Origin of the sequence: Corynebacterium sp. HMSC055A01, from assembly GCF_001809405.1 — a bacterium.
In the GTDB taxonomy this organism is placed as follows: Bacteria; Actinomycetota; Actinomycetes; order Mycobacteriales; family Mycobacteriaceae; genus Corynebacterium; species Corynebacterium hesseae.
The window spans coordinates 40,577-55,125 of sequence record NZ_KV797595.1 but is presented as its reverse complement, the minus strand read 5'-3'; the positions used below and the strand labels follow the sequence as shown (position 1 = coordinate 55,125).

At 63.1% G+C, this 14,549-nt stretch carries 13 protein-coding genes; all 13 read right to left on the bottom strand.

Going from position 1 to position 14,549, the window contains the following annotated elements; all coding sequences use genetic code 11:
- Window positions 1-71: 71 nt before the first annotated feature.
- Window positions 72-383: a YggT family protein gene (locus HMPREF2604_RS11410; RefSeq protein ID WP_070520150.1), complete on the bottom strand. Its 312-nt coding sequence runs from the start codon at window positions 381-383 to the stop codon at window positions 72-74.
- Window positions 384-595: 212 nt separating this feature from the next.
- Window positions 596-1,018 carry a cell division protein SepF gene (locus HMPREF2604_RS11405; RefSeq protein WP_070519876.1) on the bottom strand — a complete coding sequence of 141 codons (423 nt, stop codon included), beginning with the start codon at window positions 1,016-1,018 and terminating at the stop codon, window positions 596-598.
- A 69-nt stretch (window positions 1,019-1,087) separates the two neighbouring features.
- Complete coding sequence (locus tag HMPREF2604_RS11400) at window positions 1,088-1,801, bottom strand: YggS family pyridoxal phosphate-dependent enzyme (RefSeq protein WP_070565468.1); 714 nt, start codon at window positions 1,799-1,801, stop codon at window positions 1,088-1,090.
- Entirely contained in the window at window positions 1,802-2,542 is a 741-nt protein-coding gene (pgeF, locus tag HMPREF2604_RS11395) for a peptidoglycan editing factor PgeF (protein ID WP_070565466.1), read from the bottom strand.
- 24 nt (window positions 2,543-2,566) lie between these two features.
- Window positions 2,567-3,931, bottom strand: a complete 1,365-nt coding sequence (gene ftsZ / locus HMPREF2604_RS11390) for a cell division protein FtsZ (RefSeq protein ID WP_070565464.1) — start codon at window positions 3,929-3,931, stop codon at window positions 2,567-2,569.
- A 206-nt stretch (window positions 3,932-4,137) separates the two neighbouring features.
- Window positions 4,138-4,797, bottom strand: coding sequence for a cell division protein FtsQ/DivIB (locus HMPREF2604_RS11385; protein WP_070565462.1), 660 nt, complete (start codon window positions 4,795-4,797; stop codon window positions 4,138-4,140).
- Window positions 4,790-6,280 carry a UDP-N-acetylmuramate--L-alanine ligase gene (gene murC / locus HMPREF2604_RS11380; RefSeq protein ID WP_070565460.1) on the bottom strand — a complete coding sequence of 497 codons (1,491 nt, stop codon included), beginning with the start codon at window positions 6,278-6,280 and terminating at the stop codon, window positions 4,790-4,792. The genes HMPREF2604_RS11385 and murC overlap by 8 nt, the downstream gene beginning before the upstream one ends.
- A 39-nt stretch (window positions 6,281-6,319) precedes the next feature.
- A complete protein-coding gene (gene murG / locus HMPREF2604_RS11375) occupies window positions 6,320-7,405 on the bottom strand; it encodes an undecaprenyldiphospho-muramoylpentapeptide beta-N-acetylglucosaminyltransferase (protein ID WP_070519863.1) in 1,086 nt (361 codons plus the stop codon).
- 29 nt (window positions 7,406-7,434) lie between these two features.
- Window positions 7,435-8,916 (bottom strand): FtsW/RodA/SpoVE family cell cycle protein, encoded by a 1,482-nt coding sequence (locus HMPREF2604_RS11370; RefSeq protein WP_070565458.1) that lies wholly within the window; start codon window positions 8,914-8,916, stop codon window positions 7,435-7,437.
- Window positions 8,917-8,935: 19 nt separating this feature from the next.
- Entirely contained in the window at window positions 8,936-10,327 is a 1,392-nt protein-coding gene (gene murD / locus HMPREF2604_RS11365; protein ID WP_070565456.1) for a UDP-N-acetylmuramoyl-L-alanine--D-glutamate ligase, read from the bottom strand.
- Window positions 10,324-11,436: a phospho-N-acetylmuramoyl-pentapeptide-transferase gene (mraY, locus tag HMPREF2604_RS11360; RefSeq protein WP_070519857.1), complete on the bottom strand. Its 1,113-nt coding sequence runs from the start codon at window positions 11,434-11,436 to the stop codon at window positions 10,324-10,326. Before mraY ends, murD begins: the two co-directional genes overlap by 4 nt.
- A 23-nt stretch (window positions 11,437-11,459) precedes the next feature.
- Entirely contained in the window at window positions 11,460-12,995 is a 1,536-nt protein-coding gene (gene murF, locus HMPREF2604_RS11355) for a UDP-N-acetylmuramoyl-tripeptide--D-alanyl-D-alanine ligase (RefSeq protein WP_070519855.1), read from the bottom strand.
- Complete coding sequence (locus tag HMPREF2604_RS11350) at window positions 12,992-14,545, bottom strand: UDP-N-acetylmuramoyl-L-alanyl-D-glutamate--2,6-diaminopimelate ligase (protein ID WP_070519853.1); 1,554 nt, start codon at window positions 14,543-14,545, stop codon at window positions 12,992-12,994. Before HMPREF2604_RS11350 ends, murF begins: the two co-directional genes overlap by 4 nt.
- Window positions 14,546-14,549 lie beyond the last annotated feature (4 nt).

Below are 14,549 nucleotides of genomic sequence, written 5' to 3'. Positions count from 1 at the left end.
TCCGAATCAACACATTATCTAACGCTGGCACGAGTCTCAACGTTAACAGGAGGGTTTAATACACCCGTTAGTTACACAGCAAGTCCGCTGGGGCCGAAAAATAGCCACGAAATCAGTTGCGAAAGAATGGACAAAAGCAGGAACAAAACAATGATGGAAACGTCGAGCGCAACGCCTCCCAACTGCAGCGGAGGAATCACCTTTCGCAGCGCCTTAACCGGCGGGTCAGTGACTACGAAAAGCACCTCTGCAACCATCATGAACCAGCGGGGCGGATTGAATTGGCGCGAAAAAGATTGAATCATTTCGATGACGATTCGCGCTAACAAAATCCACGAGTAAAGACTCACGGCAACGAGGAGAATTGAACCTAAAGCATTCACAGTGCCCGAGCCTATCCGAACCACCCCCACTAACGGTATTCCCCTGCCCTCCGGTTCGCGCTCGGCGAACATGAACGGCTAATCGTCGGCTGAACTATCCCCGTACTCACTACGCCGCCGGTTTCATCAATGCGAAACCGCCCCACCACTTTCCCCTCCCCTTAGCCAACACGGGAGAAAAGAAATCGATGGGGCGGTAGAACGCGACGTACTTAGCGCAGGTGAGCTGCGCGCTCCAGCTCAACAGTGGAGATATCGGCGCCCTTCGGCACGATGGCAAAAACCTTACGGCTGGTGTCCACGCCCTTGGTCAGGTTCTTCATGCGGCCTTCCAGCGCAAAGCAGAGGCCAGCGGCAAAGTCAACGAAGCGCTTTGCGGAGCCACGGTCAGCGTCAGTGAGCTCGAAGACCACTGCGTCACCGTCACGGAAAGGGCCACCGACCTTCGCTGCATCGTCAAAGGAGACGAGCGACAGCGCCACGATAGTCGGGACAAATTCCTCTTCCGGCTTCTCGTAGGAAGGTGCGTACGCCGGTGCGCTGTAGCTGCGCTCGTCAGCGTAGTAAGCATCGTCGGTGTCCATGTCCATCGGGCCCAGCCCGAAGAACTCTTTAGTCCTATCAATCAGTGACATTCTGGGTCTCCCTCTGACCTAGTGTGTGCTGTTCATTTGCTGTCTTGTAATGCGCTTTTGCAATGTCAATTAACCTAGCGGGCGAGCTCCCATGATTCCGGTTCCGACACGCACGATATCCGTTCCAGATGCAATCGCCGCCTCCAAATCTGCGCTCATTCCGGCTGACATTTTTAAAGCCCGTCCGAGCTTCGCCGCGACCTCGTCGGTCAGCGCCCTTACCCGAGCGAATACCTCCGCAGGCTCGCTCTCCAGTGGAGGAACCACCATGAATCCCTGCAGCTGCACATTCTCCAGCTCTTCAACGACATCCACCAGAGCGGGGACATCCTCCAGCGGGCATCCGCCGCGTGCGGTATCGCCATCGGCGGAAACCTGAATGAATGCCGGAAGGGCGTCCTCGCGTTGCCCGCGTTCTTGGGCAAGCGCCACTCCTCGGTCCAGCGCCCGGGCAAGCTTTTCTGAGTCAAGGGAGTGCACGCTGTGCGCCCAGCGGGCGACGTGGTTCGCCTTTTTGGTTTGGATCTGGCCGATCATGTGGAAGCGAATCTCGGGCAGCGCCTCTGCTTTGGCGCGCGCCTCCTGCTCACGGTTTTCTGCCACATCCGTAATGCCCAGCTCCCCCAGCAGCGCGATGTCCTCTGCCCGGTGAAATTTCGTCACCGGCAGCAGCTGTGGCACGGGACGGTCATACGTGGCGGCAAAACGTCGAATCTCAGCGCGGGTGCGCTCCAGTCCGGCCCGTAGTTCTTCGCGACGCTCAGCGGGGTCCTTGCTAGTCATTTAATCCTCCAACCAAATCACACCGGCTTGACGCCCGGTGACGCCCTCGCGGCGATAAGAAAAGAAATCAGTGTCTTCGATCGTGCAGCGCGGATCCGACTCAATGGCCGTAACCCCCATCCCCATCAGCTGGCGAATCAGACCGGCGCGCACGTCAACGCCCCACGTTCCAGAAGAGGTCCGGGTTTTGGAGCCGGGCAGGTGCTTCTCGACGTCGTCCGCCATCGACTCCGGCACCTCATAGTTGCGCCCAGAAGCAGCAGGCCCCATGAGCACTTGGATCGACGAAGGGGTGGCACCCAGCTCAATCATTGTGTTGACCGTATTCCGGACGATTCCGTTGCGCGCGCCTAGGCGTCCGGCGTGGGCGGCGGCGATGACGCCCGCGGAGACGTCGACAAGCAGCACCGGTGTGCAATCAGCAACGAGCACGCCTAGCCCCAAGCGCTTTTCGGTGGTTACTACGGCATCGGTGGCGGGGACGGGTTCGCGGACACCGCGGCGTTCGGCCCCCACCACCGTGACCGTGTTGGTGTGGAGCTGTTCCATCCACACGATGTCTTCTAGACCAGTCACCCGCAGAAGCCGCTGGCGATTGGCGGTCACGGCCTCGGGGTCATCACCAACGTGATCACCCAAGTTGAAAGAGTTATAAGGGGACGACGACGCCCCGCCGGCACGGCTGGTGAAAACCATGCGGACGGGGCGTTGTGCTACGTGTGCTTCCTCGTTTACTGGCATGCACTCCAGAGTAGCGGGCTGGGACTAACGCATGAAGGACGGCACGTCGAGATCGTCGTCGCCGTCATCATCGAAGTCGCGGCCACGGCGCTCAGCGGGGCGCGAGAGGCGGTACTCGTCGTCGGCGCCGCGGCGGTACTCCTCACCGCGGAAGCGGTCCGAGGTGGTAAACAGCCCGCTGGACGGGGCCGGCTCGGCCGGCTGCTCGCGCTCGTAGGAGTGGCGTGGGGTGTACTCCTCGCGCTCGATACGCTGGGCGTCGACACGCTGCGGCTCAGCGCGGGTGTAGTCCCCACGCGGGGCCTCAGCGCGGGATGCGGCGGGGCTTTCCGCCTGTGCCTCGGCGCGGTTCTCAAAGAGGGAACCCGGGCGGGCAGCCGGGGTGGCCTGCTGACTCTGCGGTGCAGCCTGACCGGGCTGCGCCGGCTGCGTAGTCATGTTGGCCTGTGCGTCGAAGCCGGTGGCGATGATAGTGACGCGAACCTCATCACCGAGGTTGTCATCGATGATGGTGCCGAAGATGATGTTGGCGTCTTCGTCGGCGCGCTCCTCCACCATGGAGGCGGCTGCGTTGACCTCGTGGAGGCCCAGGTCGGAGCCACCAGCGATGGACAGTAGAACGCCCTTGGCGCCTTCCATGGTCGACTCCAACAGCGGGGAGTTGATGGCCTGCTCGGCGGCGTTGAGCGCGCGGTTGTCCCCACGAGCGAAGCCGATACCCATGAGGGCGGAGCCGGCATCGGACATAACGGAGCGAACGTCCGCAAAGTCGACGTTGATCATGCCCGGGATAGTGATGAGGTTGGTAATACCCTGAACACCATTGTGCAGAACTTCATCGGCGGCGCGGAAGGCCTCGACGATGGACAGCTCCTCGCCGCCCAGCTGCATGAGGCGGTCATTCGGAATAACGATGAGGGTATCGCAGACCTCGCGCAGCTCTTCGATGCCAGCCATGGCCTGACGGGTACGGCGCGCGCCCTCAAACTTGAATGGGCGGGTAACGACGCCAACGGTCAGCGCACCCATCTTCTTCGCGATGGACGCCACGACGGGGGCCGCGCCGGTGCCGGTTCCGCCGCCTTCGCCGGCCGTCACGAAGACCATATCGGAGCCTTGGAGGGCGTCTTCGATTTCGGTCTTGTGATCCTCCGCGGAGGTCTTGCCAACCTCCGGGTTAGCGCCGGCGCCGAGGCCGCGGGTGGCCTCGCGGCCGATGTCGAGCTTGGTGTCCGCATCGGAGAAAATCAGCGCCTGGGAATCGGTGTTGATGGCGACGAACTGGACTCCCTTGAGCCCTTCTTCGATCATGCGGTTGACAGCGTTGACACCGCCGCCGCCGACGCCGACGACCTTGATGTCCGCGAGGTTGTTGCTAGATGAGATCATACGAGGGTCTCTTGCCTTTCGAATAAGCTTTTAATGTAAACGAGGAGGCGCCTCTTTTCGCGAGAGGCGGTTACATCCATCTTTAACGACAACGGGGTAATTTCGGCGCACATTTTGCCGCGTGTCGGTACCCTCAACCTCTACTTTAGGGTTGCTGACATGCGGTTTTCTTAACAAGCGCCACACCCGTCCCACTCGCGACGGACCTAGCGGCGAGTCACCAGCGACGGGTTGGAAATGTTCCAGGATTCACCCTCGAGTTTGAGCACATCCTCGAAAGCGATTGCCTTGTTCTTATTGTCTTCCGAGGCACCCCAAAAGATGGTCTTGTTGTCCTTGGTTCGGAACGTCAGCGAGTACCTATCCTTGACCTCGAGGGCCGATACCTTTTCCCGGATTGGAGCGGGAAGGGCCGCAACGGCATCGACGGCCGCTTGCATTTCCGGGGAACCGGAGTCGGTGTGCCCGGTGATTTCCACGGCTTCGGGCGGCGCCTCGGCTTCCACGAATTCCTTGCCGTGGTTATCCACTAGGACGGTGCTGTCACCGTCGCGCACGAAAGCCACTGCCTCGTGCTCGACGATTTCAATGTGCACCGTCGAGGGAAAAGCCCGCGACACAGTTGCGCTTTCCACCCAGGGGATCTCCGCCACGCCCTGCGCGGCCTCGCGAGCGTCCAGGCGCGCCAGGTTTGTGCCCTTAGGCACGCCACTGGCCTGTTCCACGTCCTCAGCCGTGACATGGTCATTTCCCACTACCTCGAAGGACTTCACCGTAAGGATCGGGAAAAGCCACACCACTGCGGCAGCGATCACCGCTACGAGAAGGACCGCGCCCACCACGAGCACCCCAGCCTTTTTAGACATTCGGTTCCTTCGGCTCCTCCGCCTCGTCCTTATTGCCCAGCTCGGACAGAATCTCGCCAGCCACGTAGGTAATCGTGCCCGCACCGATGGTCAGGACGATATCTCCGGGCTGTGCCAAGGAGATGACGTCGCTGGCGGCTTCGGAGAAATCGGGCTCGAAGATAACCGGCATGTCTTCCGGCATCTTGTCGGTGATGATGCGGGAGGTAATGCCCTCTACCGGCTTCTCACGGGCGCCGTAGATGTCGAGGACGACGGCGGCGTCGGCAAGCGCCAGCGCCTGAGCAAATTCGGCGTCGAACTTCATCGTCCGGGAGTACAGGTGCGGCTGGAAGCAGGCGATGACGCGCGCGCCCTCGCCCTCCGCATCCGCCTTTGCGCGGGCCGCACCGAGAACTGCGGAAACCTCCGTGGGGTGGTGCGCATAATCGTCGAAGACGCGGATGCCGCGCTCGCTTCCGCGGTACTCAAAGCGACGGCGCACGCCCGTAAAGTCGGTCAAGCCCGCGGCGAGCTCCGCCGGATCCCCGCCAGCGAGCGCACCGGCCAACAGGGCAGCGGCCGAATTGAGCACCATGTGGTGGCCGGGAACGTGCAGGTCATAGCTTAGCTCCTGCGGAGCCTGGCCCGGCAGGGTCAGGCGAACGCGGACGTGCGCGCCGACGGCAGAGACTGTCTCCTCCACAACCTCAGCCGCGAGGGGCACCGAAGAAGCAGCGTCTGCCTCGCCGCGCGCGCCATAGCCCAGCACCTGAATACCGCGCTCAGCGGCACGCTCACCGGTGGCGGCCGCCTGCGCATCCTCGAGGCAGACGACAAGGTAGCCGCCGTCGACAATGCGGTCGGCGAAGTCATCGAAGACCTGGTAGTAGCTCTCCGCGGTGCCGAAATAATCGAGGTGATCGGGCTCGATGTTCGTAATCACGGCCACGGATGGGCTGTAGCGCAAGAGCGAAGCATCGGACTCATCGGCCTCCGCCACGAAGGCATCGCCCGTACCGCCGTGTGCGTTCGTACCAGCACGGTTCAGCTGTCCACCGATAGCGAAGGAAGGATCCAGCCCCGCCTGTTGGAGCGCGGATACCGCCATGGACGTGGTCGAGGTCTTTCCATGGGTTCCGGCAAGCAGCACCTGGCGGTGGCCTTCCATCAACTCGGCCAATAGATCGGAACGGCGAATAACCGGAATACCGGCGGCGCGCGCGGCAGCGAGCTCAGGATTATCCTGCGGGATGGCGGCGAAGGAAGTCACGACAACCGTCGGCCTATCGCCGGCCATTTCAAGGTTCTCGGCCGCATGCCCAATGGCAATGTGCGCGCCCATTGTGCGGAGGACGTCAACAGCCGTCGATTTCTTAACGTCCGAGCCGGTGACGACCGCACCCCGGCTGACCAGGATGCGCGCGAGACCGGACATGCCGGAGCCTCCGATACCGACAAAGTGAACGCGGGACAGGTCCGTGGTGGAGGGGGTGTCAGTCATAGTGAAAAAATCCTTCTTTAATAAACCTGTACTGTGCGCCTAATCGCGGACGCCGGCGGCGACGCGTTGCGCGATGCGGTCAGCGATGACAGCCGCAACGTCGCCGGCCTCGCTGGCATCGGCAGCGGCACGCATGGCTGCCAGGGCCTCGGGGTGGTCAAGAATAGCGCGAACTTCTCTGATAAGGCGCTCCGAGGTCAACTCGGCGTCCGGAATCTGGACCGCGGCCCCCGCCTCCACCAATGCCCGCGAGTTCAGCGCTTGCTCGCCATTGCCGTGCGGCAGCGGCACGTAGAGCGCGGGTAGACCGGCGGCGGAAACCTCGGCCACGGTCATTGCACCGGAGCGGCACACCATGAGGTCAGCAACCGCGAGCGCGCCAGCCATGTCATCGATATAAGGCACCGCCGTGTAGTGTTCGCGCCCAGCCGGCGCCTCGTTCTTCTTGCCATAAGCATGCAACACTTGGAAATCCCGGCATAGGTCATCGAGCGCGCCGGCGACGGCGGTGTTAATGCTCACTGCGCCCTGTGATCCGCCGGTCACCACGATGGTCGGGCGATGTGCGTCCAGGTTCCAGTTCTGGCGAGCAGCTGCCGCCTTTGCGCCGTCGGGGTCCTCCCCCATGCCCGGCCGCACGGGGATGCCCAAGACATCCCCGGGCATCCCAGAACCTTCTTGCGCGTTAATGCCCGTGCCGCCCAAACGCACGCCTAACTTGTTCGCCATGCCGGCCAGGGCATTGGTTTCGAGAACGAAGAACGGAATGCCTAAGGACTTGGCCGCCAAATAGGCCGGGGCGGCGACATAGCCGCCGGTTCCAAACACAACGTTGGCCCCAACGTCTTTGAGCACCGCGCGGGTTTCGCGCACGGACGTGAGGATTCGCCAGGGCAGCTTCACAGCATCAGCGTTGATCTTGCGCGGGACCGGGACGGGGGTAATCATGCGCAAATCGACTCCGCGCGCCGGCACAATATCGCGCTCCAATCCGCGTGGGGTTCCCAATGCGGTCACCCGCGCGCCGTGGCGTAAGCGCAGCTCCTCCCCCACCGCGAGCGCGGGTTCAATGTGACCGGCAGTGCCGCCACCTGCGATAACGACGGAAATCGGCGTGTCATTCATGCTCTACACGCTACCAGCGCGGCCCCGCCCTACCGACGCTCGCCGCGCCGACGCTCTCGGCGGTACTCCCGCCGCTGCTCCTCACGCGGTACCTGCGCACGCGGCGAGCGCCCCGTCACAGCGCGGCCAAACCTTTCCTCGCGGCTGCGCTCCACCTGTCGTTGGGAGTGCTCGCGGCGCACGCGCTGAGGGTGCTTGCCATGCGCGCGTTCGCGCGGGGCTCGGTGGGCTCCGCCGCGGCGCTCGTTGGGCGGCGTCGGCTCGGGGATGAAGAAAATGCGGTCGAAGAGCGGGCGGCCAAAGTTCTGCATCGCGGACACTTGGAGCGGCTCATGGCGCGCCACGTTGCACAGCAGCCCCATCGAACCGATCGTAATCACCGCAGCTGTACCGCCCGCGGAAATCATCGGCAACTGAATACCCGTCACCGGCAGCACGCCGATGACGTAGCCAATGTTGATGAATGCCTGCACGACAACACCGACCGCCAATGTGGCGGCCAGCAGGGACTGGAATTGATCCTGCGCGCGGGTTGCGGTACGCAGTCCAAAATAGCCCAGCACGGCAAAAAGCCCGATGACCATGGCACCGCCCCACAGCCCCAGTTCCTCACCGATGATGGCGAAGACGAAGTCATTTTTCGCTTCTGGGAGGTAGAACCACTTGGCGCGCGATTGGCCGAGGCCCACGCCCCAGAAGCCGCCGTCGGCAAGCGAAAGGAAGCCCTGGTAAGCCTGGAAACCTGTACCTTGCGTGTCCTCAATGTTTCCGCGCAAGGCATCGAAGTAGGTGTGGAAGCGGTGCGAGCGGAAGCCACCGGCTAGGAAAACGGTGATCATGCCGATAGCGCCGAAGATGCCGACGACGGTAGGAACGCGCCAATCCACGCCTGCGAAAACCAGGGTAAAGACAACGATGAGGGCAAAGGATACGCCCATGCCCAAGTCACCCTGAGCAACGATAAGTACGAACATGATGCCGGCGATGATGGAGTACATCATGAATGGATCCGTCAGGCGCATCGAGCGATGCGTCTTATCCGCCAGCGCCGAGGCACCGTACATGCCCACAGCCACACGCGCGAACTCTGAAGGCTGGAAGGCCACGCCTCCCGGCAGCATGATCCATGACTGCGAACCGACCTCCGCGCGGCCAGTACCGATCCCGGGAACGAGGACGAGGATGAGAAGCAAGATGGACAGCCCCAAGAACCAGGGCACGAGCACCCGCAGCGTGCGTGGTGACATGCGCAGGCCAATCCAGAACACAATGAGGCCGGCGACGACGAGCACGCACTGACGCAGGGCGGCTGACCACGGGCTATCGCTTTCTGAAAGGGACGTCGCCATCGACGAGGAAAAGGCCATGAGCACGCCAATGCCAATGAGTGAAAAGATGGCAATACGCAGCACCAAGTAATCGAGCCCGGGATAAGCGCGCAGGCGCTCACGGAGATCACGCAGGTGGTGTCCCAGCGTGCGTGGTGGCTTCTGGGTGCTGGTGGCAGTCACGGCTTCTGGGTGCTCCTAGCTAGCGGGCGAGACGGCGGGCAGCGGCGGCAAAGATGTCGCCGCGCTGGCTCATTCCGGTGTACATGTCCAACGATGCCGCAGCGGGCGCCAAAAGTACGGTATCGCCGGCCTCGGCGTGTTGCACTGCGGCGGCCACTGCCTGCTCCATTGCTGCTTCTGGGTCGTGGCTATCCACGATGACGACGGGGACGTGCGGCGCTTCCTTTGCTAAGGCTTGGGCGAGCACATGCTTGTCGACGCCCACCAGAACCGCCGCCTTCAACCGCGCCGCGTGGGTGCGCAGTAGGTCCGAAACGTCGGCGCCTTTGAGCTGACCGCCGGCGACCCACACCACCGAATCCAGGCCGCGCAGAGCGACTTCCGCGGCGTGTGGGTTCGTGGCCTTGGAATTATCGATGTAGGTCACGCCAGAGTGGCGGTGAACGACCTCTCCGCGGTGCCCCGCCACCACATAGGAGGCGAGGCCTTCGGCGATGGACTCGGGGCGCGCGCCGGCGAGAGCGGCAACCGCAGACGCAGCGGCAGCGTCCAGCACCCCGGCCAGGCCGGCGGGCTGGATGGTGGTGACGTCCTCGACAACGGCGGCCTTCATCCCAGCGACCTCGTTCACCACGAGACTACCGGCGCTAACTCCCACCTCACCCGCAGCGGGCTCGGCGTGGCTAAAGGCAGTCGCTGCCGGAATCGAGGAGGCGAGAGCTATAACGTGCTCGTCATCTTTGCCGTAGACGGCGTGCTGCCCGCGCAGGATCTTGGCTTTGTCGGCGGCGTAGGCATCGAAGGAACCGTGCCAATCCAGGTGATCATCGGCGAGGTTGAGCAGCGCTCCCACCTCCGGGCGCAGCTGGGAGGACCAGTGCAGTTGGAAAGAGGAGAGCTCCGCCACGAGGATGTCCACGCGGGGCTCGGCGGCCAGGGCATCAAAGGACGAGACGCCGATATTGCCTACCGCTTGTGCGCGCTGGCCGGAGCACTGCTCATCGGCAGCCATGATGGCGGCGAGCATGCCGGTCGTCGTGGTCTTGCCGTTCGTACCGGTTATCGCGAGCCAGCGGCGAGGGGCGCCGAAGACCTCTGCGCGGTCGAGGCGGTAGGCCAACTCAACATCGCCGATGACCTCAAGGCCTTGGGAAGCGGCCGCGACGAGCAACGGCGAGTCGGGGCGCCATCCTGGTGAGGTCACGACGAGCGAGTACTCCGAAAGGTCGGCCGCAGCCGTGTCTACGGCAGCGACGCCCAGCTCGGAGGCGATGCGGCTGCGGGATTCCGCGTTGCCGTCAGCCACCGTGAGGTCCACGCCCAGGCTGGCCAAGACCGCCGCGCAACCGCGACCAGATACGCCTGCGCCGGCGATAAGGACGCGGCCGGATAGGAATTCTGGACGCGTCATGCTCCGACTCCAATGCCCGCAGCAGTCAGCCAATCACCGTAGAAGATGGCGACGCCGGCCATGGCCGCCATGGCGGCCAGCAACCAGAAACGGACGACGACGGCTGTTTCTGCCCAGCCACCATTCTCGAAGTGGTGGTGGATCGGAGCCATACGGAAGAAACGCTTGCCGGTGGAGTGGAAGACCACGATTTGGATGACAACGGACACCGTCTCGATGACGAAGAGCGCGCCGATGATGATCATGAGCAGCTCGGTGCGGCTGGTGACGGAGATGCCGGCGACCAGACCACCCAGCGCCAGGGAGCCAGTGTCTCCCATGAAGATCTTTGCCGGGGCGGCGTTCCACCACAGGAACCCGAGGCAGCCGCCCAAGCCCGCAGCCGCGAGCACGGCCAGATCGAGGGGATCGCGCACTTGGTAGCAGCCGGCGGCGAAGTTGGTGGCGCAGGAGTACCGGAATTGCCAGAAGGTCATCAGCGAGTAGGAGCCCATGACGATGGCCGTGACACCGGCCGCAAGCCCGTCGAGCCCATCGGTGAGGTTGACGGCGTTCGACCACGCGGCGATGAGGATGTACATGAAGATCAAGAACACGATGGTTCCGATCACGGTGCCGCCGACGGCGAGGTCAAAAGTCTTCAGGTCACGGATGAAGGACAGCTTCGTGGAACCGGGGGTCAGGCCATCATCATTGGGGAAGCGCAGAACAAAGAAGCCGAAGAGCAGCGCCAGCACGAGCTGGCTGACGAGCTTTGCGGTCTTGTTAAGGCCGAGATTGCGGTGCCGGAAGAGCTTGATGAAGTCATCCGCAAACCCCACTGCGCCAAGTCCCAGCGTCAAACCAAGGACGAGGAGACCCGACGCGGTGAAGCCCTCATGCCCCGTCAGGAGCCCGTAGATGCTGGCAACGAGATAGGCCACAAGGATGCCGGCCAGGATGGCTAGTCCACCCATCGTCGGCGTACCACGCTTGCGCAGGTGGGACTTGGGACCGTCTTCACGGATCTCCTGTCCGCGGCCAGTGTCGGAAAAGTACCGGATAAGAACCGGGGTGGTAAAGATCGCCACGAGGAAGCTAACCGCACCAGCGATGATGATCTGAGTCACGAGCTTGAAGTCCTTTCTAGCGGCTAGCTGTTGTTCAGCTGTTCCGCGACCAACCAAAGACGTTGGGCATTGGAGGCCTTAATCAAGACCACGTCCTTAACGCTACGGTTAGCCCAATCATCGACCCCTGCCGGGGCCACGCGCAGTATGCCGTCGACAGCCTTTGCAGCCGCCGCGGCATCGGCGCACACCACTGTATTTATACCCTGCTGCATGGCAGCCTTAGCCATTGCCCGGCAGTTGGGGTTCTCCCCTACTGCTACTAAGTGCTCCACGTGGTACTTGGCCAAAATCTCACCGAGCTGGCGGTGAGATTTTTCCGCATCGCCGCCGAGTTCTCCCATCTCCCCCAGCACCGCGATGGCACGAGCATCGGGGCGCGCGGCGGCGGTATAGGCCAAGGCGGCGATCGCCGCGCGCATCGAGTCCGGGTTAGCGTTATAGGAGTCATCGATGACAGTGACGCCATCGCGGCGTGTACGCACGTCCATGCGGTGCTCGGAGGCGAGGCGATGCCCAGACAACGCAGCAGCCACGGTGGCGGCCGATACCCCGAGCTCGATCGCTGCGGCCGCGGCAGCGAGCGCGTTGGATACCTGGTGGGAGCCAAAAACCTGCAGCTTCACGGCAACGGGCTCGGCATCCGGGCTATGCAAGGTAAAGGAGGGGCGGGCAACGTCGTCGAGTTCGATATCGGTGGCGTAATACTGCGCTGCCGGTGCGCCTCCGCGGCGGTTTTCCGTGGAGTAGTACACCACCTTGGCCCCCGTGCGGGGAGCCATCGCCGCGACGAAAGGATCATCGGCGTTGAGGACGGCCACGCCGCCGTCTTCAGCCTTCGGCAGTGCTTCTACGAGTTCTCCCTTGGCCTTCGCGATGTTCTCCCGCGACCCAAACTCGCCGAGGTGTGCTGTGCCAACGTTGAGAACAACGCCGACGCGCGGCGCGGTGATGTTGGTCAGGTGCCGGATGTGCCCAATGCCGCGGGCCGACATCTCTGCCACAAGGTAGCGCGTGTGCTCATCGCAGCGCAGGGCTGTATAGGGCAGCCCAATTTCATTGTTGAAGGAGCCCGGCGGGGCAACGGTCTCCCCCACCTCACGGAAGATAGTGGCTATGAGGTCTTTGGTGGACGTCTTTCCCGCCGAACCAGTAACGCCCACAATGGTGAGCTCCTGTTCGGCTGCAAGCCGCTGGGTTACTGCTCGGGCGAGCGCGGAGAGTGCTTCAACGACGGCCGCGGCGGAGCCATCGGCATCATTGGCATAAATGTCCGCATTGGCACCGTCGCCTTCGACGCGCCCGTGCGGCTCGACGACGATCGCCGGAACGCCCACCGGCCGCGCCGCCAAAACAGCCGCGGCCCCTTTGTCAATCGCGGTGTTGGCAAAGTCGTGCCCATCTACCCGAGCGCCGGGCAGCGCCACAAAGAGACCGCCCGGGGTGACCTTACGAGAATCGAATTCGACGAACCCAGTCACTCGGGTATCTGGATCGTTGACATTATCCAGGCGGCCGCCCGTGATCTGAGCGATCTCAGCGAGGCTTAACGCAATCATGCTTGCTCCTTGGATTCTTCGTTACTCAGGGTAGTCGCAGTGGCCATGGCATCAAGGGCGCGAGCCATCTCCTCGCGGTCATCGAAGTGATGAACGGTATCGCCAATCAACTGTCCTACCTCATGGCCCTTGCCGACGACGATGACAGCATCACCCGGCTGCGCCCACGTCACGACCTCATCGATGGCCTCGGCGCGGGAGCCAACTTCTCGAATATCGGCCGACGGGTTCGCCTCGCGGGCTCCCGCCAGCACGGCAGCGCGGATGGCGGCCGGGTCTTCGGTTCGGGGATTGTCGTCGGTGACGACGACAAGGTCGGCGCCCTTCGCGGCCGCCGCGCCCATAAGCGGACGCTTGGAAGAGTCACGGTCGCCACCTGCGCCAACGACGATGCCGATGCGGCCCGCGCTGCCGTCCGACTGCGTACGCAGGGTGTCCAGCACGGCCGCGATTGCAGCCGGCTTGTGTGCGTAGTCAACCACGGCGACAAAGTCTTGGCCGCGGTCGATGCGCTCCATGCGGCCTGGGACCGCCACCTTTTCGACTCCTTCGAGGAAAACTCGTGGCTCGACTCCCACAGCGGCGGCCATTCCCGTCGCGAGTGCCGCATTGGCAATGTTGAAGGTGCCCGGCATGGGCAGGCGGAATTCATAAGTACCGGCCTGCTCACCAGAGGCGACCTTGAGTTCCACCTGCTGCGCACCGGTAACCTCGGTGCGCAGCTGGCGGCCGGTGATATCAGCCTCGCGCGCCTCCGAGCCCGTCGACACCTGAATCACCGGGCGTGCAGCTGCTCGCTGCGCTATGCGACGCCCCCATTCGTCATCGACACAGATGACGGAGCGGTCGGCGGCTTGGGGCCCGTCGAAAAGCATGGCCTTGGCCTCGAAATAGTCCTCCATTGTCGGATGGAAGTCCAGGTGGTCCTGGCTCAGGTTGGTAAATCCGCCCACGTTGAAGTGCGTGCCTTGGACTCGCCCCAAAGAAAGCGCGTGGGAGGACACCTCCATCACGACGTGCGTGACGCCCTCGGAGACCATTCGCGCAAAAAGCTCCTGCAAGGTCGGCGCCTCCGGAGTGGTCAAGGACGTAGGTACCGGCTCGCGGTTGATGCGAGTGCCCGTCGTGCCGATGAGGCCGACTGAATAGCCTGCGTGCAACAGCCCCGCCTCAAGGAGGTAGCTCGTCGTGGTTTTACCGGAGGTGCCCGTCACGCCGAGGATGGTGAGCTTTTGCGTGGGATGACCATAAATCTCGGCAGAGACGGTACCGAGGATGGCGCGGATATCCTCCACCACGAGAATCGGCCGCGACTCCCCTGCTTCGACGAGAATACGCTGGCCTTCGGCATCCGTAAGAATGGCAGCCGCCGCGGTATCTGCGGCGAACTTCGCGCCATGTACGCGTGTTCCAGGAAGCGCCGCGAACAGGCCGCCGGGCGGCAGCGTCGCAGAATTCAATCCACAGGCCCCCACGGTGATCGAGGCATCCCCGATCACCGTGCCCCCAGAAATCTCTGCTAGGCGCTCAAGGCTGGTGCTGCTTGTCACGATG